Origin of the sequence: Haematobacter sp., assembly GCF_032102465.1 — a bacterium.
Taxonomy (GTDB): Bacteria; Pseudomonadota; Alphaproteobacteria; order Rhodobacterales; family Rhodobacteraceae; genus Haematobacter.
The window spans coordinates 144,265-163,648 of the sequence record NZ_DAMDHB010000002.1 but is presented as its reverse complement, the minus strand read 5'-3'; the positions used below and the strand labels follow the sequence as shown (position 1 = coordinate 163,648).

Genomic DNA, 19,384 nt, shown 5'->3' with positions numbered 1-19,384 from the left:
ATTCGCAAGCGGTTCTGGTCGGCCTCTCTCGGATCCGAGGCGGCGACCAGTATTTGTGGCGACCGGAGCTGCATCGGCTGGATATCCAGGCCGTCACGGCCTCCGCGCGAAAAAGCAGCCGCCGTAGAGCCGACCGGGCTGCTGTTGAGGAGCCGCGTGAGGGGCGGCGGCTCCATCGGGTCCGCATTGCCGAACGCCACGTTACTTGCATATTTCGACCGGTCAGCAGAAGGGTCCCGCAAAGGGCTGATGATCGTGGACGGCGAGGGTCGTGCCTGTCGCGGCTGCCCTGTGCTCGTTGTCTCGCGCGAGCGCACAGGCGAGACGGCATACGGTTCCACGCAGCATGGGCAGGAGAAGAGGATGCCGGCCCGTTCAGGACCAGCGTCCTTGCGTGTCCTTTTCCAGCAGCGGCGTGATGAAGCAGCCGCGTACGCGGGCGTTCCACCCCTCCGCCCCGGCCGGATCGCGCCAGCGGTCTGACTGAAGCATCGCAGTGCCGATCACGACCGGTCGAACGCCGAGCGTCTCCAGCAGCGACAGCCCGGCGCGGATGGACCGGCCGCTCGATATCACGTCGTCAATCAGCGCCACGCGGCGGTTCACCAGCAGTGGCAGCATGCGCGGGTCCATGTAGAGCCGCTTCACCTGATCCGGCGTCGTTACGGAGGAAAGCGGCACGGACAGCGTCTCCTCATACCAGAACTTGCGCGAGGTGCCGAGCGGCACATAGCGGCTGTGGCCCAGCTGCCGCGCCACCTCCGCGGCGAGTGTCAGCCCCAGCGTCGGCAGGCCGACCACCACGTCCGGCTCGAATTCCGCCAGACGCGCGGCCAGATCGGCGGCGAGCGCGTCCAGCACGGCGAAGCTTGCCTGATTGACGATCAGCGAGGCCAGCCCGTGCCGCCCGTCGGGCAGCGGCCTTATCGGCAGGCGGAGGCGCCGTCCATCCGCCAGCGTAGCGGTGTAGAACCCATCGTGGTGCAGGGGCGCGTCGGGCCCGGGCGGCAGTATCTCCTGCCAGAAGTCATGAGGTTCCATCGTCATTCCGCCGCAAGCTCGCGTTCCACCAGCCGCGTCCAGAACCGCACGCCGGGACCGATTGCCGCATCATTGAAGTCATAGCCGCCGTTGTGATGGATAGCTCCCTCCACGGCCGGGCCGTTGCCCAGCCAGACGTAGCAACCGGGTCTACCTTGCGCGAGCGCGGCGAAATCATCCCCTGCGGTGGAGGGCGGAAACGCGGTACGGACCTTCCCGAAGACATCCCACGCCGCACCGAGAGCGCGGGATGTCGCGTCGGGGTGGTTCACCACGGGCGGGATGCGCCGGATGTAGCGGTAGTCGGCGGTGAGACCGAACGTCATGGCCGTGCCCTCCACCAGCCGCCCGATCTCCGCTTCCAGTTGATCGCGCACCTCGGCGGAATAAGCGCGCGCCGTGCCGCCGATCTCCACCGTTTCGGGGATCACGTTCAGCACCTCCGCCTGCCCCGCCTGCACCGAGCAGGCGCTGACCACCGCCGGTTGCAGCGGATCCACCACCCGTCCCACGATGGTCTGCAAGGCGGTGAGGAAGCTGCCCGTCGCCGTCACGGGGTCGCGGCCCAGATGCGGCTTCGCCCCGTGAGTGCCGATCCCGCGGAAGGTCACCCGCCAGCTGTCGGAGGAGGCGAGCTGTGGCCCCTCCACCACCGCGATCTCATCAGGGTCGAGACCCGGCATGTTGTGAAGCCCATAAACTGCGTCGCAGGGGAAGATGTCGAAAAGCCCGTCCGACACCATGCGATCCGCACCCCCGCGACCCTCCTCCGCAGGCTGGAAAATGAAATGCACGGTCCCGGAGAAATCCCTCCGCCGCGCCAGCTCCCGCGCCGCGCCGACCAGCAGCGTGGTATGCCCGTCATGGCCGCAGGCATGCATCTTGCCGGGCACAGTGGATTTGTAGGGCCGATCCACCAGCTCCGGCATGGCCAGCGCATCCATATCCGCCCGCAGCCCTATACGGCGTGTCCCGTTGCCGATCTGGAGCGTGCCGACGACCCCGGTGCCGCCAAGGCCGCGATGCACGGCGATCCCCGCCTCCTCCAGAAGCGTTGCGACGATATCTGAGGTGCGGTGCTCTTCGAAACCCAGTTCCGGGTGGGCGTGCAGATCGCGGCGAAGCGCCGTCAGAAAGGGGAGGTCGGCGTCTATCGTGTCGCTCATGGTCATGTCCCGGAAAGGATGTCGAGGATGGGCGACGACAGAACGCCCCCGCGCGAGATGTCGGCAATGCCGAGATCGGTCTGATGCGGGCCGAGGTTGCAGGCAAGCGTCGCGCCGAAGCAGGCCTTGAAGATCAGGTAGGGGGGCTGCCAGTCCACGACGCGATCCATCGCCTCGCGAAGCGCCGCGAAATCGGCCGCGACCTCTGCCAGAACCGAGGGCGATACCAGACCCGAGACCGGGAAGGGCAGAAGCGCCAGGACCTCTCCTCCCGCCGCCGCGGCCATCCCGCCTCCCGCCGCGATGACGGCATTCGCCGCGACAGCCATATCCTCCGGGTTGCCGCCGAAAACTGTGAGGTTGTGGCTGTCATGGGAGACGGTGGTGGCGAAAGCTCCCCTCCACGCGCCCCATTCCCGCAGGAAGCCGGCCCGCGGCGCAGGATCGGCAAGGCCGTGACGATGCGCAACGGCGATGAGCGTCGCTCCCTCCGGCGGCACGACGACACCCTCCGCCACGGCAGTTTCCGCCTCTCCCCAACGGGTGAAGCGCGGTCTGTCGATGGTGGCGACGCGGACACGGTCGCCGGCGGCGCGGATGCGGAAATCATCAGCCGTCAGCGCGGAAAGCCGGATGGAATGCAGAAAATTCCCCGCTTCGGCCTCGACCGAAGGGCGCAGGACTGCGCCCTCACGCGCCACGATCCTGCCATTTGCCACGACGTGGCCCGCAACGAATGCCTTCAGATCGTCGAAGATGACGATGTCGGCCCGGCGACCGGCTGCAATCAGTCCCAGATCGTCCCGCCCGATCTTCCGCGCGCCGTTCAGCGTTGCCGCCTGCAGCGCCCATTCCGGCGGCAGGCCATAGCCGACAAGCCGGCGCACTACATCCGTCAGCCCGCCGCCGTGCAGGAGATCGTCGGGAAAGACATCATCGGTGCAGAGCGACAGGGTCTGGGGCAGATGTCCAAGCCGGTTCAGTTCCGCTACGAATTCGGGCAGCAGATGATCGTGCGAGCCGCGGAGTTCGATGAACAACCCGGCCCGCAGCTTCTCCATCAGGTCGGAGCCGGAGGTCAGCTCATGATCCGAGCCGACGCCTGCCGCCATGAACGCCTGCAACGCCGCCCCGGTCAGCCCGCGGGCGTGACCGCAGACCGGCTTTCCGGCAGCGAGCCCGGCCTGCACGATGCCGCTCATCCGCGGCTCACCGGCGATGACGTCGCGCATGTTCATCACTTCGGCCACGCCGCCGATTTCCGGGCGGGCGAGCAGCCGGGAGACCGTTGCCGCATCGAAATCGGCGCCAGCGCGCTCCTGCCCCGGCGCGGAGGGCACGCAGGAGGGCGCAAGCACCACGAACCGCAGCGGCAGATCCTCCGTCGCCCGGATCGCGTAATCGACCCCCGGGATGCCGTGCACATTGGCGAATTCATGCGGGTCCCAGAGAACGGTCGTCACACCGTGGGCAAGTACCGCATCGCAATAGGTCGCAGGCGTCACCATCGAGCTTTCGACATGCATATGCGTGTCGATGAGGCCGGGAGAAAGGAAGGCTCCTGCCACATCCAGAACCTCTCGCCCGTCGCTGCGGGTGCCCGGCGCATGGACGGAAGCGATCAACGGGCCGACGATGCCGATATCCGCGGGCCGGTGCTCCCCGGTCACCATGTCGATGAGGGTGCCGCCCCGGATCAGCAGGTCGAAGGGTTGATCGCCCCGCGCCGCGGCTGTTGCACGAAGGCGGAGGCGTCCCTCGGCAAGGTCCAGTGGCTGTCTCATTTTCCGGCCTCCCAATGCAGCGCGGCGAGCACGGCTTCACGAACCTGCGTCCTGTCGCAGTCGGCGGCGAAGCGGGCGTTGAAGATGGCGTGGCTCGCCCGCGTCTCCACCACGGTGCGCCCCCGCGTCAGGTGACCGCCGCATTCGACGTCGATCCGCGCGGGCTCGAATGTTATCAGATCGGGCCGGGCGAAGACGACTGCCGCCGCCGGATCGTAAAGCGCCATGGCAGGACGCGCCCGCGACAGGGCGATATCGACGAAGCCGCCAAAAAGGTCGGCAAGAAGTTCTGCGTTGATGCCCTGCGCCCTCCGCAGAGCCTCCACATCCTGTGGCGTGGCGAGGATCCTGCGGCAGAAATCCAGATCGACCATGGTCAGCGGCAAACCCTGGGCGAGCACGATGGCGGCGGCCTCCGGGTCTGCAAAGGCGTTGAACTCCGCCGAGGCGGTGTGATTGCCACGGGTAAGGCCGCCCCCCATCCACACGAGATCATCTATGCGGGAAGCAAGGTCCGGCCGCGCCAGCGCCAGAGCCGCCAGATTGCCCAACGGCCCGAGGGCGAGAATGCGATGCGGCCCGTCCCCTTCCAGCCAGCGGCATAACGCGGCAAAGGCATCGCTCACCGGCAGCGGTTCCGCTTCTGGAAGGGTGCGGCCCCGCGTCGGGATGCCGGTCTCGCCAAGGATCGTCTGGGCCGTCTCCAGCCGCCCCATGACGGGCAGGGCGCGCCCCATATGGATGGGAAACCGCCAGCCGAAGGCCGCGGCCGCCCCGGCGGCGTTTCGGCACACCTGCGCCAGCGGCGCATTGCCGAAGGTGAGCGACACGCCGTCGATCGCAAGGCCCGCATTCTGCACGACCAGAACGGCCGCGATATCGTCAAAGCCCATGTCGGTGTCGATCCAGACGCCCATGATGCTATCCGAAACGATGGAGGGGGGCGGCGGCGTCCAGCGGCAGATCGAAGCGCACCGCATCGCCCAGCTGATGCGCCGGTTTGCCTGCATCGACCTCCGTCTTGATCGGGCCGAGCGGGGTGTCCAGCACATATTCACGGGTGCTGCCGGCGAATGACGTGCCGCGCACCGTGCCCGAGTAGGGACCAGCGCCGAGCGGTACCGCATCGGGACGCCATGCGAGGCCCGCTGCACCCGCCGCATCGGCAGACAGGGAAATGTCGCCGCCTTGCGTGATCATCCTGCCGTCCTTCACCGCGAAGATATTCTCGAACCCGACGAAATCCGCAACGAAGTTGGAGGCGGGGCGGTTGTAGATATCCTCGGGCGTACCGATCTGCTCGATGGCGCCGTCGCGCATGACGACGATCCGGTCGGCCAGCGCCAGGGCCTCCACTTGATCATGTGTGACGAAGATCATCGTCACGCCGCTTTCCTTTTGCATGCGCTGCAATTCGTTGCGCATTTCCAGCCGGAGACGGGCGTCGAGGTTGGACAACGGTTCATCCAGCATCAACACCTTCGGCTCCATCACCATGGAGCGGGCAAGAGCCACGCGCTGCTGCTGGCCGCCGGAGAGTTCGGGCGTCTTCCGGCTCGCGAATTTCGCGAGGCCGACGGACTTGATCGCCCCTGTGACGCGCGCGTCAAGCTCGGTCCCCGAAACGCCCTTCAGGCGCAGACCGAAGGCCACGTTCTCATACACCGTGAGATGGGGGAACAAGGCGTAGGACTGAAAGACCAGCCCGACTTCCCGCTTGTTGGCAGGGGTATGGGTGATATCGCGCTCATCGAGCCGGATCTGCCCCGATTTTACCGGCATCAGACCGGCAATGGCGCGCATCGTGGTGGTCTTGCCGCAGCCCGAGGGGCCCAGCAGAGCGATCAGCTCCCCCCGACGGATGTGGAGGTCCAGGCCGCTGACGGCAGGGGTCTTGCCATAGGCCAGCGTGAGCTTGTCGAGAACAAGAAAGGACGCATCAGACATAGCGCGAGAACCCCAGAAAACGTTCGGCTGCGAAAACGATGCCGATGGACAGGAAGGCGAGAAGAGAAGACAGGGCCGCGATGGAGGGATCGAACACGATCTCCATATACCCCAGCATATCCACCGGCAGCGTGCGGACCCCCGGCCCGGAGAGGAACAGCGACACCGGCACCTGATTGAAGCTGGTGACGAAGCCCAGAATGAAGGCGGACAGGATGCCGCCGCGGATATTGGGCAGAACAACACGGAAGAAGGCCCCGATCCGCGATGACCCGAGCAGGACAGCCGCTTCCTCCATGTCGGACCGCAGGTTCGCAAGGCTGGCAGACACGACGCGCACCGCATAGGGCAGCACCAGTGCAGTGTGGGCCACGAACAGCGCCAGCGTGATCGGAATGCCGACAGGGATCACGAAATAGCGCAGCAGCGCCAGACCGACGATGATGCCGGGCACGATGATCGGCAGGGAAACCATGAACCGCACCGTCTCCGCCCCCGGCAGCCGATAGCGTGACATCGCATAGGCCGCCGGAATACCGAGGAGCAGCGCCACAAGCGTGCCGCCGATAGCAAGGAACATCGACGTGGCGAAGCTTTGCCGGAAGCTCTCCACCGTAAAGACCTTGGCGATCCACTTGAGCGAAAATCCCTGAGGCGGGAACGCCAGCGTGTCGCCCGCCGAAAAGGACGCCGCGACGATGATGAAGAATGGCCCGATCAGGAAGATCATGACCAGCAGGAGGATCAGCGGTGCAAGCGCCTTGCGGATCATTTGCCACTCCTTGCCGAGGCGATGCGGCGCAGCAGGATGTTGGCGGCGAAACTCATCACGATCAGGATGAAGGCGATGACGCTGGCCGCGACGAAGTTGTTGGCGACCGTGACCTGCTGGTAGAGCAGCGTCTCCAGCATCAGCACCTTGGATCCGCCAAGGATCGCGGGCGTGATATAGGCGGTAAGGGAGCCGGTGAAGACCAGCGTGCCCCCGATGATCAACCCCTCCCGCGTCAGCGGCAGGATGACCTTCCAGAACACCTGAAACCAGCTGGCCCCGAGAACCCGGGCAGCAGGAACGACATCGCGGGGCAGGTTCTCCAGCGCGCTGATGAGCGAGATGATCATCAGGGGCAGAAACAGTTGCAGAAGCCCAATGAACACCGCCGTCTCCGTGAACAGGAACCGCACCGGCTCATCCGTCAGGCCGAACAGCTGCAGTGCCTGATTGACGATGCCGGTGCGGCCCAGAATGACGATCCAGGCATAGGTCCGCGCGACGGGCGAAATCATCAGCGGCAGGATGACAAGCCCGATCATCCGCCCCTTGGCCCCCGGAGGCAGCGACACGATGGCATAGGCGGTAACGTAACCGATCACTGCCGCCACAGCGGTCACGGTCAGCCCGAGCCGCAGGGTACGCAGGAAGATCGTCCTGTTCAGGGGCTGCGAAAAGAAATCCACATAGGCCGAGAGCGTCCACTGGCCGGAGGAGCGGAAGCCTTCGGACAGCAGGAGCGCGACCGGGATCAGAAAGACAATGGCTGCGAAGAGCGCTGCCGGAAGGGCAAGCGCCAGCGCTTCTGCCCGGTTCTGGAACATGGGGATGAGCCTTTGCTACGGGGAGGATCGGCCGGGAGAAGGGGGCCTCCTCCCGGTCTGCTGACGGTCCCTGGCGGTTATTGTCCGACCTTGGCGTTCCAGTCGGCGAGCCAGCCGTCACGATTGTCGAGCGAGATGGAGGAGGGGATCAGCTTCAGGTTCTTCACCGTCTCCTCGCCATAGGTGATGTTCTGGGCCACCTCGTCAGAAACGCGGACTTCGGCATTCGCGGGGCTGTCCACCAGCTTCTCCGCCAGTTTCGTCTGCACCTCGGTCGAGAGCCAGAAATCCATGAATTCCAGCGCCAGATCCCGGTTCTGGGAGCCCTTGGTCACCACCATGACATTCATGCCACCCGTCTGCCCTTCCTTGGGCGTCGCCCAGGCAAGCGGCAGGTCCAGCTTGGCGAAGGGCGCCCAGGAGAAGCGGCCGATAGGGGCCGCCCAGATTTCCTCCTGCTGCATGAGCTGCACGAGCTGCGAGGATTTGACGTAGAAGGTCACGATCTCGTCCCGCTTGGCGCCCACCGCTTCGATCGGACCCTTCAGATCCGGCGTGTCCTGCCCGAGCGCGATGCCCAGCATGTAGAGCGCGGGCGGCCCCTGATTGGTGGTGACGTTCGGGAAGGCCATGTGGGAGACCACGTCATCCTTGAGCAGGTCGGCCCAGGATTCGATCTTCATCTTGTCGGTCCGATACACGATGGATGTCGCGTAGAAGGTGTAGCCCACGCTCATCCCGTCGCCATTCGGATCCTTGGCGATGTCGTAGAGCTTGTCGTAGTTGGTGAGCTTTGCCGTATCTATCGTGTCGGTCAGGCCCGCGCGGCTGGCCTGCAGCGCATCGGCCATGGAGACCACCGCCATGTCGATCACCGGCCTCGCCTTGTTGGCCTCCATCTTGGCCAGACGCTCGACGCTGTTGCCGGTCTCTACGACGAGCTTGCACCCGCATCGGGCCTCGAACGGATCATAGACCAGTTCCTTGAATTCATCCTGCGCGAAGGCATAGACGGAAATCGTCAGCGTCTTCTCCTGCGCCTGAGCGCCGGAAAGGCTGAGGGCAAGGGCTGTGGCAGAAGCCAGGGCGGTCCGCAGTTTCATTAATGTCTCCCTCCATGTTGGGCGGTTCTTCTGTCGGCGGTGCTTGGCGGGGCCGCGGTCTGGCGCACGACAAGTGTCATGGGCACCCGCTCCAACGCAGGTGAGGCCAGCTTGACGGAGCCGGAGGAGAGCGGCCCCTCCGGGGTGGCGAGGTTGTGCTCTATCGCATCGGTGAGGGCCATGATCGCCCGCTCGGCGATCAACGGCAGGTCCATCCGCACCGTCGTCAGCGCGGGCCGGACCACGGAGGACCACAGAAGATCATCGAACCCGGACACGCTGGCCTGATCGGGCACCCCGATACCCGCGCCCAGCAGTTCGGTGAGCGCGCGGATGGCCAGCAGGTCGGATACCGTGGCGAAGGCAGTGAAACCTTGGGCGAACTTATCTGCCAGCCGCAGGGGCTGGCCCGGGCCGGATTGCCGCTCGATCCGCTCCGCCCACATGACCTCGACCACATCGGGATGACAGGATCGCATGCCGCCCACCCTGTCGTTCTGCACGTTCGAGGTTGGATCGTTTCCGAGGATCAGCACCTTGCGATGACCGAGCGACAGCAGATGCGACATGATCAGCCGCCCGCCCTGCCAATGGTCGGCGGAAACCGTGTTCCCCGGCGTGGAGGGGCTGTCGATCACGGCGACAGGGCTGCCGATATCCGCAATCCGGCTGCCCCGCCGCGGCACGACGACGATCCCGTCCACGCCCCGTTCCAGCAGGCGCGCGATGGCCTCGGTCTGCATGGTGACGTCATCGCGGGCATCCGCGATCAGAACGGCGTAGCCGACATTCGCCGCGGCCTGCTCTATGGCGCGGGCGATCTGCGGGAACAGCGGATTGGAAATGTCCGGCAGCACAAGGCCGATGACATGGGACCGACCCGTCCTCAACGCCCGTGCCGCCCGCGCAGGCACATAGCCCATCTCGGCGGCGGTCGCCCTGATCCGCTCCGCCACTTCCGGCGACACACGCCCCTTGCCCGAGAGGGCATTCGACACCGTTGCGACCGATACATTCAGGCGCGCGGCGATCTGGCTGAGGTTGGGACGTATGCGGGTGCTGGTCACCGGCGCTGCCATCGACTGATTAAACGATTAAGCACGCCTAGACGAAACAGTTCCCCCTGTCGACCGTTTTTGATGCCGGCGTGCGCTAAAAGTAACATGGAGGGTGTCCCACGGTGGCCCCCGAGTCTCGATGTGAGCAAGTGCTTTTCAGACGACCGGCCAGTGATGCGGAGTTTGGCCATGCTTGTAGGTTGCAGAAGCCGTTGCGGGACACTCCACCCGTCACCATTTCAGCCCCGCTGAGGCAAAGAAACAAGCACCATTGCGTCGAAGGCGCGTCACAGTATTCAGCCATACCCTGGATCGCCGGCAAACCGAACGACCTCAGAGCAAGAGCGGTAAACGGCTTCCGACATCAGTCATCCGCGCTTCCTCCGACAAGAACGGTATCGCGCCGTTACCCAGGGTAAGAAGGGGGAAATGCCGTCCGAAGGGGCGGGCTGCCGCGTCCTGCAGCTTGCGGAATGTCGGTTCTCCTCCGGGGCGTGTGACGCGAAAGCAGGGGCATTGCATTTCCGACGCGGCAGAGGCTTGGAAACGGCTCCCTCGAAACCATCATGAGGGGGAACACTCCTTCCGATGGAATTCCAATGTTCAGCAGCTTTCGGATCAACCCGCCGGTATTTTTCGGATCACTGGCAGTCATATTCCTGTTTCTCGGCGTCGCAGTCATACTGCCGGGAGAAGCTGCCAGCATTTTTGCGAAGGTACAGAGCTGGATCCTGAACCGCTTCGGCTGGCTCTACCTGCTGGCTGTGGCGATATTCCTCATCTGGGTGCTGATCTTCTGCATCGGGGAGGGGGGCAATCTACGGCTTGGACCGGATGAATCGACCCCGGACTTCAGTTTTTCCGCCTGGGTCGCGATGCTCTTTGCTGCCGGCATGGGCATCGGGCTGATGTTTTACGGCGTGGGTGAGCCGATGACCCATTTCCTTGCCCCACCCACCGCCGAACCCCATTCCGTGGCGGCGGTCCGGGAGGCGATGTCGGTCACCTTCTTCCACTCGGGCATACATGCCTGGGCAATCTATGCGGTCGTCGGCCTGTCGCTGGCCTATTTCGGTCATCGCTACAACCTGCCGCTCACGATCCGGTCCGGTCTCTATCCCCTGCTGAAGGAGCGGATCAACGGGCCGATCGGGCATGTGGTGGATATCTTCGCGGTCGTGGGCACGATTTTCGGCATCGCCACTTCGCTCGGGGTGGGCGTGTCGCAGATCAACGCGGGGCTGCATTACCTGATCGGCCTTCCCATCGGTCTGTCGATCCAGATCCCGACCATCGTGGTGGTGACTGCGCTTGCGACCATCTCTGTCGTAAGCGGGCTGGACAAGGGGGTGCGGATCCTTTCGGAGCTGAACCTCGTGGTCGCGATCATGCTGATGATCTTCGTCCTTCTCGTCGGTCCCACCGCTGAACTCTTCCGCGACTTCGTTCAGAATATCGGACTTTATCTCGACACGCTGGTGCTGCGGACCTTCAACATCTATGCCTATGAGCCGACGCCGTGGATCGACGCCTGGACCCTTTTCTATTGGGCATGGTGGATTTCCTGGTCACCTTTCGTGGGCATGTTCATCGCGCGGATCTCGCGCGGGCGGACCGTTCGGGAGTTCGTGCTCGCCGTTCTGTTCATACCCTCCGGGTTCACGTTCTTCTGGATGACGGTGTTTGGAAATACCGCCATCTTCGTAGATTCGACGGTGGCGAATGGCGAATTGGGGCAGGCCATCGCCAATGACGTATCCGTCGGGCTGTTCCAGTTCTTCAGTTATCTGCCGTTCCCTGCGGTGACCTCCGCACTCGGCGTGTTGCTGGTCGCGGTGTTCTTCGTGACCTCGGCGGATTCGGGTTCTCTCGTGATGGATACGATTGCCTCGGGAGGAGAGTCGGATACGCCAGCGATTCAACGGGTGTTCTGGTGTGCACTGTCCGGCGTCGTGGCGGCTTGCCTGCTCGTGGCAGGCGGGCTTGGCGCGCTCCAGTCAGCGACCATCGCGAGCGCGCTGCCCTTCACCTTCGTGATGCTGGCGCTGGTTCTGGGGTTGCAGATGGGGATGCGATCGGACCTTGCGCAGAAACGGCTCAGAACGGCGCGGCGTGCTGCTGCCCCCGCCGTTGGTGTGAGCTGGCAGAAACGGATCGCATTGCTGCTGCATTCGCCGACAGAGGCAGAGGTGCAGCGCTTCATCGCGCGTGACGTTCGCTCCGCGCTTGATGACGTGGCGATGGAGCTCACACGCCGGGGGCAGGAAGCCTCCGTGCAGGACGCGGATGGAGGAAGCGTGGAACTCCGCTCCCCTGCCGAAGACATGCGCGACTTCGTCTATGGCGTGGGGCCAGTTGCGCTGCCGCTACCCTCCTTCTCCACCCGCAGCGTCGATCACCCGGGTTACCGCTATGAGGCGCGAACCTACTTCTCAAGCGGAACAGAAGGTTACGATGTCATGGGGTTGACGCGTGAGGCTCTGATTGCCGATGTGCTGACCCAGTTCGAACGGTATCTGGTCTTGGTCCAGCGCCCGGAATCGCAACTCATGCACGGCGCGCCCGAACACGCGGCGGAGCGCCCGGCGGAAGGATAACGCCCTGCGGCGTGAATGCGGCCCGGAATGCGGCCCGGAACATCTGCCGTGCCGCATCCACGCCGCAGGGCGCATCATTTCTGCCGCCGCCGATCTGTCCAGACGGCCCATTGCGCGGGCGTTCCGGCAAAGGCGTTGAGGTCCACACCTCCGTACACCCCCGACACGACACCGGTGCCGGTATATTGCCAGAAGGTCCACCTTTCTTCGGGATAGCGTTCCGAGGGATGGGCCGAAACCGCGCGCAACCAGAACTCATATCCACGAAGCGCACCAAGGTTGTTGTGGGCATAGAAATCCGGCGTGGTGTAGATGACGGGGGCGGTGCCGTAATGGCGGGTGACGATCGCGGCGAACTCCCGGATATAGGCCTGCACCGTGGCGGCATCCGGCCGCCGGCGGCACGTGGGGGAGGTGTGGTTCCACTCCATGTCCAGCACAGGCGGCAGATCCCCCGCCCGCCGCGGCACGTTCGCGATGAACCATTCTGCCTGCTCGCTGGGCGTCCGGCAGAAATAATAGAAGTGATAGGCGCCCACCGGAACGCCCGCCCGGCGCGCTGGTTCGGCATTGACGGCATAGCCGGGGTCCAGAAAATCTGCGCCCTCCGTAGCCTTCAGCCATGCGAAGCTTACCCCGCCCGCTGCGACCTGTCGCCAGTCGATGCGCCCCTGATACCGGGCTGCGTCGATGCCATGGACGCGATAGTGATCCGGCGACAGGCCGGACCAGGCATGGGGCCGGGTGTCTCCAAAGGAGCGTGGAATACCGGGGGCGGAGTGGTCACTCACCTTGAGCGGAACGGGTTGTTCGAGCCTCCCACCCCTGTATTCCTGCGATCCATCCGGCCCCGCTCCACCGCAGGCCGTCAGCACCGCCATCGTGAGAGCAGCCATCATGCCGGGCAGCAATGCCCGCGTCCCCGACCGGTCCATGTTCCACCCCCCTCGTTTTGACGCATGATAGCGGTTCGGCAGGGCGGGTCCATCGTGGTGGCATCGAAGCAGGTCACTTATCAAGGCCTTTACCCAACAGAAAAACCAAGATGTCACCGCCCGGATCCGGGGGGCTTACGGCCCGCGCGCTGACGCAGTAATGCTACTCCTTGCGCAGCCGTTTTCCGGCTTCGGCCGGCTCGCCCCTACCACCTCGACGGAAGACGAAGATGACCAAGTATTGCCTGACCGTTGCCTGCCCGACCCGCCGCGGCATCGTCGCTGCCATCGCCACCTATCTGTCGGATAATGGTTGCAACATCACCGACAGTTCGCAGTTCGATGACGCACAGACGGAGCGGTTCTTCATGCGGGTGAGCTTCACCTCGCAGGAGGGCGCGAGCCTTGCTGCGCTGGAGGAGGGGTTTGCGCTCACCGCACAGGCCTTTGCCATGACCGCGAAGTTCCACGACGAGGCCGAGCGCATGAAGGTGGTGATCATGGTGTCGCGCTTCGGGCATTGCCTGAACGACCTGCTCTACAGATGGCGGATCGGGGCGCTGCCGATCGACATCGTGGCGGTGATCTCCAATCACATGGATTATCAGAAGGTGGTGGTCAACCACGATATCCCCTTCTACTGCATCAAGGTCACCAGGGAGAACAAGCCCGAGGCCGAGGCGCAGCAGATGCGTATCGTGCGTGAAACGGGGGCGGAACTGATCGTGCTGGCCCGCTACATGCAGGTGCTGTCGGACGAGATGTGCAAGGTGATGTCGGGCCGGATCATCAACATCCACCACTCGTTCCTGCCGTCCTTCAAAGGCGCGAACCCCTACAAGCAGGCCTATGAGCGCGGGGTGAAGCTGATCGGCGCCACCTCCCACTACGTCACCGCCGATCTCGACGAGGGTCCGATCATCGAGCAGGACACAATTCGCGTGACCCATGCGCAGTCGCCTGAGGATTATGTCAGTCTGGGCCGGGATGTTGAGGCGCAGGTGCTGGCCCGCGCCATCCACGCCCATATTCATCGCCGTGTTTTCCTGAGCGGAAACAAGACGGTGGTCTTCGCCGCATCCCCCGGGAGCTATGCTTCGGAGCGGATGGGCTGATCGGCAGCACGCAGATCCGAGTCTGACGATCCGCAGTGCTGCCGGCCACCCGGCTTCTCCGTATCTTGGCGCTTGGCAGGCTGTGAGGAAGGCTTTTAGCATTGGAGCGGAAATCGGTCGCCATGCGAGGAAACCGGGCCGAGAATCTACATTTCGGGGCTTTCGTCACTCGACTATCCGATTTCCAAGGAGGGGCACGACACCTCTGAACCTTTCAGCGGCCTGTTAGTAACGCGGCCGGATTTGCCTGCGCGCCCGTGTGCCTGCGCCCGTGTGCAAGAGAGCGAGCGGCGACCCGAAGGACGCAGGGGCCACTAGCACAACCCGGATGTTGGGCCACCGCGCCGAGGGGTGGGTGCAAACCTGCACCGCGACATCCGCCGCAACGCCCGAAATCTGTTCGCTGATTGGTTCGGGGTCGTCCCGGAGGGGTCGGCGCGGTGATGCCGCCGCGCGCCGCAGATGATCGGCGGTCCGGCGTTCGCGTCATCAGGCCGGGGCCCTGCACCCCGGCAGGAAAGCAAGACCCGGCAGCCCTGCATTTCAGGGGCGCGCGAGTCCGGACAGGAAAACCTCCAGAAGCAGTTGGGACCGGGCGGGATCGGCCCCTGGTCCGTAGGACAATCCGATGAGGACACGCATGAGGTCTTCGGGCGTCACATCCGGGCGCATGGTGTCCGCCGCCACGGCGCGGGCGTGCAGAGCGGCGAGCGCCGACCGCATACGCGCTGATTGGTCTGAATAGAAAGGGGCGGCAGGGTCGATCACCGGCGCCAACGCGGCGATCATCCCCTTCTTGGTCGCCATCATGTCGAGCGCGGCTGTCATCCAGCGGCCCAGCCCTTCATCCGCCCGCATCGTCTCTGCCAACCGCACAAGCTCTTCCACCTCCCGCTCATAGACCGCCTGATAGAGAGATTCACGTGTGGGGAAGTGGCGATAGAGCGTGCCTATACCCAATCCGGCCCTGCGGGCGACGGCTTCGAGGCTCGCACCTTCGGCGCGGAAGACCTCGCGCGCGGCGCTGAGTAGACGCTCACGGTTGCGTATCTGATCCGCGCGGGGTTTTCTTGCCTTCGGCTCACTCTCGCCCATCTGTTACCCGTTGCCTCTTGCCCATTGCAAAACGGAGGCACCCTCCGTATAAACAGATCATGGCATCGCGCCACCCCACTTCCCGACAGCTTACCGCCAGAGAGGGAAAGATGACACAGAGCCTTCATCTCACCATAAACGGAATGGCGCAGACTATCGCGCTCGACGATCCGCGCGTCACGCTGCTTGATCTCCTGCGGGAGCGGCTTGGTCTGACCGGCACCAAGAAGGGCTGCGATCGCGGCCAATGCGGGGCCTGCACGGTTCTCATTGACGGGCGACGGATGAACAGTTGCCTGAAACTCGCGCTGAGCTGCGAAGGCGCGGAAATCACCACGATAGAAGGGTTGGCCACCGCAGACGGGCTGCACCCGGTTCAGGCGGCCTTCATCGAGGCTGACGGGTTCCAATGCGGCTACTGCACCCCCGGCCAGATCATGTCCGCCGTCGCTCTCATCGCCGAAGCGGAGGCCGGGATGGATCCCGAGCGCGTGCGGGAAGGGATGAGCGGCAACATCTGTCGTTGCGCCGCCTATGCCGGGATCACCGAAGCGGTGCTGGACGCCACACGGCAACTTTCCGCGACCGCTGAAAGGAAATCCGCATGAGACCCTTCGACTACAGTCGCGCCGCGACGCTGGAGGAGGCGATGGCCGCGGGGCCCGGCGCCGCCCTTCTTGCGGGGGGCACCAATCTTCTCGACCTGATGAAGCTCGACGTGGCGCGGCCTTCCGCGCTCATTGACATCGGTGGACTTCCTGGCCTGGACCGGGTGGAGGAGGCGGAGGGAGGCTTGCGGATCGGCGCGCTGGTGCCGAATGCCGATCTGGCCCGGAATGCCGCGGTGCTGGCGCGCTATCCCGCCGTGGCGGAGGCGGTTCTGTCGGGTGCGTCCGGCCAGCTCCGCAATGCCGCGACGACCGGCGGCAACGTGATGCAGGAGACGCGGTGCAGCTATTTTCAGGACGTGTTGTCCCCCTGCAACCGGCGGGAGCCGGGGACGGGTTGCGGCGCCCTTGGCGGCGTGACGCGGAACCATGCCATTCTCGGCTGGACCGAGGGCTGTATCGCTACCCACCCCTCCGATCTCTGTGTGGCGCTTGCTGCCTATGATGCGGTGGTCGAGATCGCCGGGCCGACAGGCAGGCGCGAGGTGGCGATGGAGACCTTTCACCCGCTCCCCGATGCGGAGGGGGCCGGCCCGCCACCACTGGCGCGAGGAGAGGTCATCACGCACATCCGTCTGCCTGACTCCGGCGCGATGGCCCGTCACGCCCGGTATGTAAAACTGCGCGAGCGCACATCCTTTGCCTTCGCCATCGTGTCGGCCGCTGCCGCTCTGGATGTGCGGGACGGCCGTATCATGGCGGCGCGGCTGGCGCTTGGCGGGGTCGCGGCCCGGCCATGGCGCTGCCGGGAGGCGGAGGAGGCGCTGAAAGGTGCCGCTCCGGGAGAAGATGCCTTTGCCGCCGCGGTTGCCCTTTCTTTGGCAAATGCAGCACCCTCGGGCGATAATGCGGCCAAGATCCCGCTGGCAGGGCGGATCGCAGTCCTCGCGCTCAACCGTGCCGCCCTGGGAACGCCCGACCGGCTTCCCGCCCTTCCGGCCTCCGTTTTTGAAGGAGATGTCTCATGACCGACGTGCTTCCCATGCAGGGCCATGTGCGGCTCGGTTCCAACGCGGGTCAGTCGATGACGCGCCGGGACGGTATGCTGAAAGTCACGGGCCGCGCGCCCTATGCCGCTGACCGGCAGCCCGAGGGGCTGCTTCACGCGGTGGTCGCCATTGCGGGTATTGCGCGGGGTCGCGTCACACGGCTGGATACCGAAGCGGCCGAAGCGCATCCGCGCGTGGTCAAGGTTTATACCCCCCGGAACCGTCCGCCGCTGGCCAAGGGCCCTGACGAGAAAATTCACGGTTTCGCCTGGCGTATGGAAGCCCTGCAGGACGACAGCGTGCGCTACGCCGGGCAGCCCATCGCGCTGGTGGTCGCAGAGACGCTCGAAGCCGCGATGGAAGGTGCGCGGCTTCTGAACCCCTCCTATGAAGCCCAGCCGCCCCGTATGGGTCTGGATGGCGGCGTTCCCTATACGCCGAAAACCGTCGGCATCGGCGGCGAGCCAAGCCGCGAAGCAGGCGATATGGAGGCCGAACGGGCGCAGGCGCCGCGGCGTTTCGAAACCACGGTGGAAACTCCGGCGCAGTATCACAACGCCATGGAACCGCATGCGATCACCGCCGAGTGGAAAGGCGACCGGTTGGAGATCGACACGCCGAACCAGGCGATCGGATTGGCAAAGATCAGCTTCGCGACCTATCTCGGGATCGATCCCGGCAATATCCTGATCCGCAGCCCGTTTCTGGGCGGCGGCTTCGGCTCCAAGGCGATCCTTTTCGGCGCGCAGCTTCTGACGGTTCTGGCGGCGAAGGATCTGGATCGCCCGGTGAAGCTCGCGCTGCGCAGGGATCAGATGTATGGCCCCGTCGGGCACCGGCCTGCCACCCGGCAGACGGTGCGGCTCGATCTGGATGACGCAGGGGATATCCGGGCGCTGGAGCACCACACCGTTTCGGTTGGCTCGGCGTTTGACGACTTTCTGGAGAGCGCGTCCAACGCCTCTCACAGCGTCTATGCCACGCGGGCACTGCGGACGACCCATGGTGCGGTGAGGGCGGATACCGGCACGCCGGGGCCGATGCGCGCGCCGGGGGAGGCCTCTGGCTCGGCAGCGCTTGAGGTGGCGGTGGATGCGGCAGCGTTTGCGATGGGCATGGATCCGCTGGCCTTCCGCCTGAAGAATTATGCAGAGACGGACCCGGCTTCCGGCCTGCCTTTCTCCTCCAAGGCACTCCGGGAATGTTATGCCCGCGCGGCCGAGGCTTTCGGGTGGGAAGGGCGTCCCTTGCACCCCCGGCAGATGCGCGAGGGGCGGTTGCTGAAGGGCTGGGGCATGGGCACCGCACAGTTTCCCTGCCCGATGTTTCAGGCCGCGGCGCACGCGACACTGCACGCCGACGGGAGCGCCGTCGTTGAGACCTCTGCCGCGGATATGGGGCAGGGCGCATGGACGGCTCTGGCCCAAATTGCCGCGGATGGGCTGGGGATAGATATCGCTCGGCTGGAGTTCCGCTCCGGTCAGTCCGATTTGCCGGATGCGGGCGTGGCCGGGGGATCGGGGCATACCGCGACGGCAGGCACCGCGCTGTTCAACGCCGGAGCCGATGTCGTGCGCCAGCTCGCCGATCTGGCCGTGCAGGATCCGGCATCGCCGCTCTTCGGTGCGGGCAATGCCGGGGTGACCGCGCGCGACGGGCGGCTGTGGCGGAACGACGATGATGGCCGCAGCGAGGCCTATGAGGACATCCTCGCCCGGGCGGGGCTGGATCTGGTGCGCGGCAGCGGATCGGGCAAGCGGGATGCCTCGGTCGGTGAGGCGCGTGCGATGTTTTCCCACGGCGGGGTATTCGCAGAGGTGCTGGTCGATCCCGATCTGGGGCAGGTGCGTGTCAGCCGGCTGATCGGAGCATTTGCGGCAGGCCGCATCATCAATCCGCGCCTCGCCCGCAGCCAGCTTCTGGGCGGCATGATTTGGGGTATCGGGTTTGCATTGCAGGAGGAAGCGATCCACGATCCCCGTACGGGGCGGTTCACGAATGCCGACCTTGCCGGATATCATGTGCCGGTGAATGCCGATGCGCCGTTCGTGGAAGCGATGACCGTGCATGAGGACGACCCCTTCGTGAATGCGCTCGGCATCAAGGGGGTGGGGGAAATCGGCGTGACAGGCACCGTGGGCGCAATTGCCAATGCGGTATGGCACGCGACCGGCGTTCGGCCTGCCAGCTTCCCGATCCACCCGGAGAGCCTGATCTGACGCGATCGTGAGCTTGCGTTATGAGTTATGCATCTGCAGCAAGTCAGGCTTGCTCAGGCGGTCACTTGCAA

The 19,384-nt window shown here is 65.0% G+C and carries 16 protein-coding genes; 5 read left to right on the top strand and 11 right to left on the bottom strand.

Annotated features, from left to right (window positions below; genetic code table 11):
• Nucleotides 1-375: 375 nt before the first annotated feature.
• From RT513_RS02990 to RT513_RS02950, 9 genes are all read right to left on the bottom strand, one after another.
• Entirely contained in the window at nt 376-1,047 is a 672-nt protein-coding gene (locus RT513_RS02990; RefSeq protein WP_313533523.1) for a phosphoribosyltransferase, read from the bottom strand.
• The gene (locus RT513_RS02985; protein WP_290689068.1) at nt 1,044-2,207 is read right to left on the bottom strand and encodes a M20 aminoacylase family protein; all 1,164 of its coding nucleotides are present in this window, start codon (nt 2,205-2,207) and stop codon (nt 1,044-1,046) included. The genes RT513_RS02990 and RT513_RS02985 overlap by 4 nt, the downstream gene beginning before the upstream one ends.
• A 2-nt stretch (nt 2,208-2,209) precedes the next feature.
• A complete protein-coding gene (locus RT513_RS02980; protein WP_290689070.1) occupies nt 2,210-3,991 on the bottom strand; it encodes an adenine deaminase in 1,782 nt (593 codons plus the stop codon).
• Nucleotides 3,988-4,908, bottom strand: coding sequence for a nucleoside hydrolase (locus tag RT513_RS02975; RefSeq protein ID WP_290689072.1), 921 nt, complete (start codon nt 4,906-4,908; stop codon nt 3,988-3,990). Before RT513_RS02975 ends, RT513_RS02980 begins: the two co-directional genes overlap by 4 nt.
• A gap of 4 nt (nt 4,909-4,912) precedes the next feature.
• Entirely contained in the window at nt 4,913-5,938 is a 1,026-nt protein-coding gene (locus tag RT513_RS02970; protein WP_290689074.1) for an ABC transporter ATP-binding protein, read from the bottom strand.
• Nucleotides 5,931-6,710: an ABC transporter permease gene (locus tag RT513_RS02965; protein WP_088214679.1), complete on the bottom strand. Its 780-nt coding sequence runs from the start codon at nt 6,708-6,710 to the stop codon at nt 5,931-5,933. The genes RT513_RS02970 and RT513_RS02965 overlap by 8 nt, the downstream gene beginning before the upstream one ends.
• Entirely contained in the window at nt 6,707-7,534 is an 828-nt protein-coding gene (locus tag RT513_RS02960; RefSeq protein ID WP_088214680.1) for an ABC transporter permease, read from the bottom strand. Before RT513_RS02960 ends, RT513_RS02965 begins: the two co-directional genes overlap by 4 nt.
• Before the next feature lie 77 nt (nt 7,535-7,611).
• Nucleotides 7,612-8,637, bottom strand: a complete 1,026-nt coding sequence (locus RT513_RS02955) for an ABC transporter substrate-binding protein (RefSeq protein ID WP_290689078.1) — start codon at nt 8,635-8,637, stop codon at nt 7,612-7,614.
• A complete protein-coding gene (locus RT513_RS02950) occupies nt 8,637-9,704 on the bottom strand; it encodes a LacI family DNA-binding transcriptional regulator (protein WP_218821907.1) in 1,068 nt (355 codons plus the stop codon). The genes RT513_RS02955 and RT513_RS02950 overlap by 1 nt, the downstream gene beginning before the upstream one ends.
• Before the next feature lie 590 nt (nt 9,705-10,294).
• Between RT513_RS02950 and RT513_RS02945 the strand changes: the two genes are divergently transcribed.
• Nucleotides 10,295-12,292 carry a BCCT family transporter gene (locus RT513_RS02945; protein ID WP_290689082.1) on the top strand — a complete coding sequence of 666 codons (1,998 nt, stop codon included), beginning with the start codon at nt 10,295-10,297 and terminating at the stop codon, nt 12,290-12,292.
• Between the two features lie 74 nt (nt 12,293-12,366).
• On the opposite strand, the gene RT513_RS02940 is transcribed toward RT513_RS02945, so the two are convergent.
• The gene (locus tag RT513_RS02940; protein ID WP_290689084.1) at nt 12,367-13,227 is read right to left on the bottom strand and encodes a GH25 family lysozyme; all 861 of its coding nucleotides are present in this window, start codon (nt 13,225-13,227) and stop codon (nt 12,367-12,369) included.
• A 230-nt stretch (nt 13,228-13,457) separates the two neighbouring features.
• Here RT513_RS02940 and purU point away from each other — a divergent pair, with 230 nt between their 5' ends.
• On the top strand, nt 13,458-14,342 hold the full coding sequence (gene purU, locus RT513_RS02935; protein WP_290689086.1) for a formyltetrahydrofolate deformylase: 885 nt from the start codon (nt 13,458-13,460) through the stop codon (nt 14,340-14,342).
• A gap of 543 nt (nt 14,343-14,885) precedes the next feature.
• On the opposite strand, the gene RT513_RS02930 is transcribed toward purU, so the two are convergent.
• On the bottom strand, nt 14,886-15,437 hold the full coding sequence (locus tag RT513_RS02930; RefSeq protein ID WP_088214686.1) for a TetR/AcrR family transcriptional regulator: 552 nt from the start codon (nt 15,435-15,437) through the stop codon (nt 14,886-14,888).
• A gap of 110 nt (nt 15,438-15,547) precedes the next feature.
• Here RT513_RS02930 and RT513_RS02925 point away from each other — a divergent pair, with 110 nt between their 5' ends.
• Genes RT513_RS02925 through RT513_RS02915 form a run of 3 tightly spaced genes read left to right on the top strand, consistent with a single transcriptional unit; the run spans nt 15,548 to nt 19,313 of the window.
• Nucleotides 15,548-16,045 (top strand): (2Fe-2S)-binding protein, encoded by a 498-nt coding sequence (locus RT513_RS02925; RefSeq protein ID WP_088214687.1) that lies wholly within the window; start codon nt 15,548-15,550, stop codon nt 16,043-16,045.
• Nucleotides 16,042-17,073 (top strand): FAD binding domain-containing protein, encoded by a 1,032-nt coding sequence (locus tag RT513_RS02920; protein ID WP_290689090.1) that lies wholly within the window; start codon nt 16,042-16,044, stop codon nt 17,071-17,073. Before RT513_RS02925 ends, RT513_RS02920 begins: the two co-directional genes overlap by 4 nt.
• On the top strand, nt 17,070-19,313 hold the full coding sequence (locus RT513_RS02915; RefSeq protein WP_290689092.1) for a xanthine dehydrogenase family protein molybdopterin-binding subunit: 2,244 nt from the start codon (nt 17,070-17,072) through the stop codon (nt 19,311-19,313). Before RT513_RS02920 ends, RT513_RS02915 begins: the two co-directional genes overlap by 4 nt.
• The last annotated feature ends 71 nt before the right edge of the window (nt 19,314-19,384 follow it).

What these genes read in the sequence shown, in the direction of transcription:
- purU (WP_290689086.1), top strand. Translation starts at nt 13,458, where the DNA reads ATGACCAAGTATTGCCTGACCGTTGCCTGCCCGACCCGCCGCGGCATC.
- RT513_RS02940 (WP_290689084.1), bottom strand. Translation starts at nt 13,227, where the DNA reads ATGGACCGGTCGGGGACGCGGGCATTGCTGCCCGGCATGATGGCTGCT.
- RT513_RS02930 (WP_088214686.1), bottom strand. Translation starts at nt 15,437, where the DNA reads ATGGGCGAGAGTGAGCCGAAGGCAAGAAAACCCCGCGCGGATCAGATA.
- RT513_RS02925 (WP_088214687.1), top strand. Translation starts at nt 15,548, where the DNA reads ATGACACAGAGCCTTCATCTCACCATAAACGGAATGGCGCAGACTATC.
- RT513_RS02975 (WP_290689072.1), bottom strand. Translation starts at nt 4,908, where the DNA reads ATGGGCGTCTGGATCGACACCGACATGGGCTTTGACGATATCGCGGCC.
- RT513_RS02965 (WP_088214679.1), bottom strand. Translation starts at nt 6,710, where the DNA reads ATGATCCGCAAGGCGCTTGCACCGCTGATCCTCCTGCTGGTCATGATC.
- RT513_RS02970 (WP_290689074.1), bottom strand. Translation starts at nt 5,938, where the DNA reads ATGTCTGATGCGTCCTTTCTTGTTCTCGACAAGCTCACGCTGGCCTAT.
- RT513_RS02985 (WP_290689068.1), bottom strand. Translation starts at nt 2,207, where the DNA reads ATGAGCGACACGATAGACGCCGACCTCCCCTTTCTGACGGCGCTTCGC.
- RT513_RS02920 (WP_290689090.1), top strand. Translation starts at nt 16,042, where the DNA reads ATGAGACCCTTCGACTACAGTCGCGCCGCGACGCTGGAGGAGGCGATG.
- RT513_RS02945 (WP_290689082.1), top strand. Translation starts at nt 10,295, where the DNA reads ATGTTCAGCAGCTTTCGGATCAACCCGCCGGTATTTTTCGGATCACTG.
- RT513_RS02990 (WP_313533523.1), bottom strand. Translation starts at nt 1,047, where the DNA reads ATGACGATGGAACCTCATGACTTCTGGCAGGAGATACTGCCGCCCGGG.
- RT513_RS02955 (WP_290689078.1), bottom strand. Translation starts at nt 8,637, where the DNA reads ATGAAACTGCGGACCGCCCTGGCTTCTGCCACAGCCCTTGCCCTCAGC.
- RT513_RS02915 (WP_290689092.1), top strand. Translation starts at nt 17,070, where the DNA reads ATGACCGACGTGCTTCCCATGCAGGGCCATGTGCGGCTCGGTTCCAAC.
- RT513_RS02960 (WP_088214680.1), bottom strand. Translation starts at nt 7,534, where the DNA reads ATGTTCCAGAACCGGGCAGAAGCGCTGGCGCTTGCCCTTCCGGCAGCG.
- RT513_RS02980 (WP_290689070.1), bottom strand. Translation starts at nt 3,991, where the DNA reads ATGAGACAGCCACTGGACCTTGCCGAGGGACGCCTCCGCCTTCGTGCA.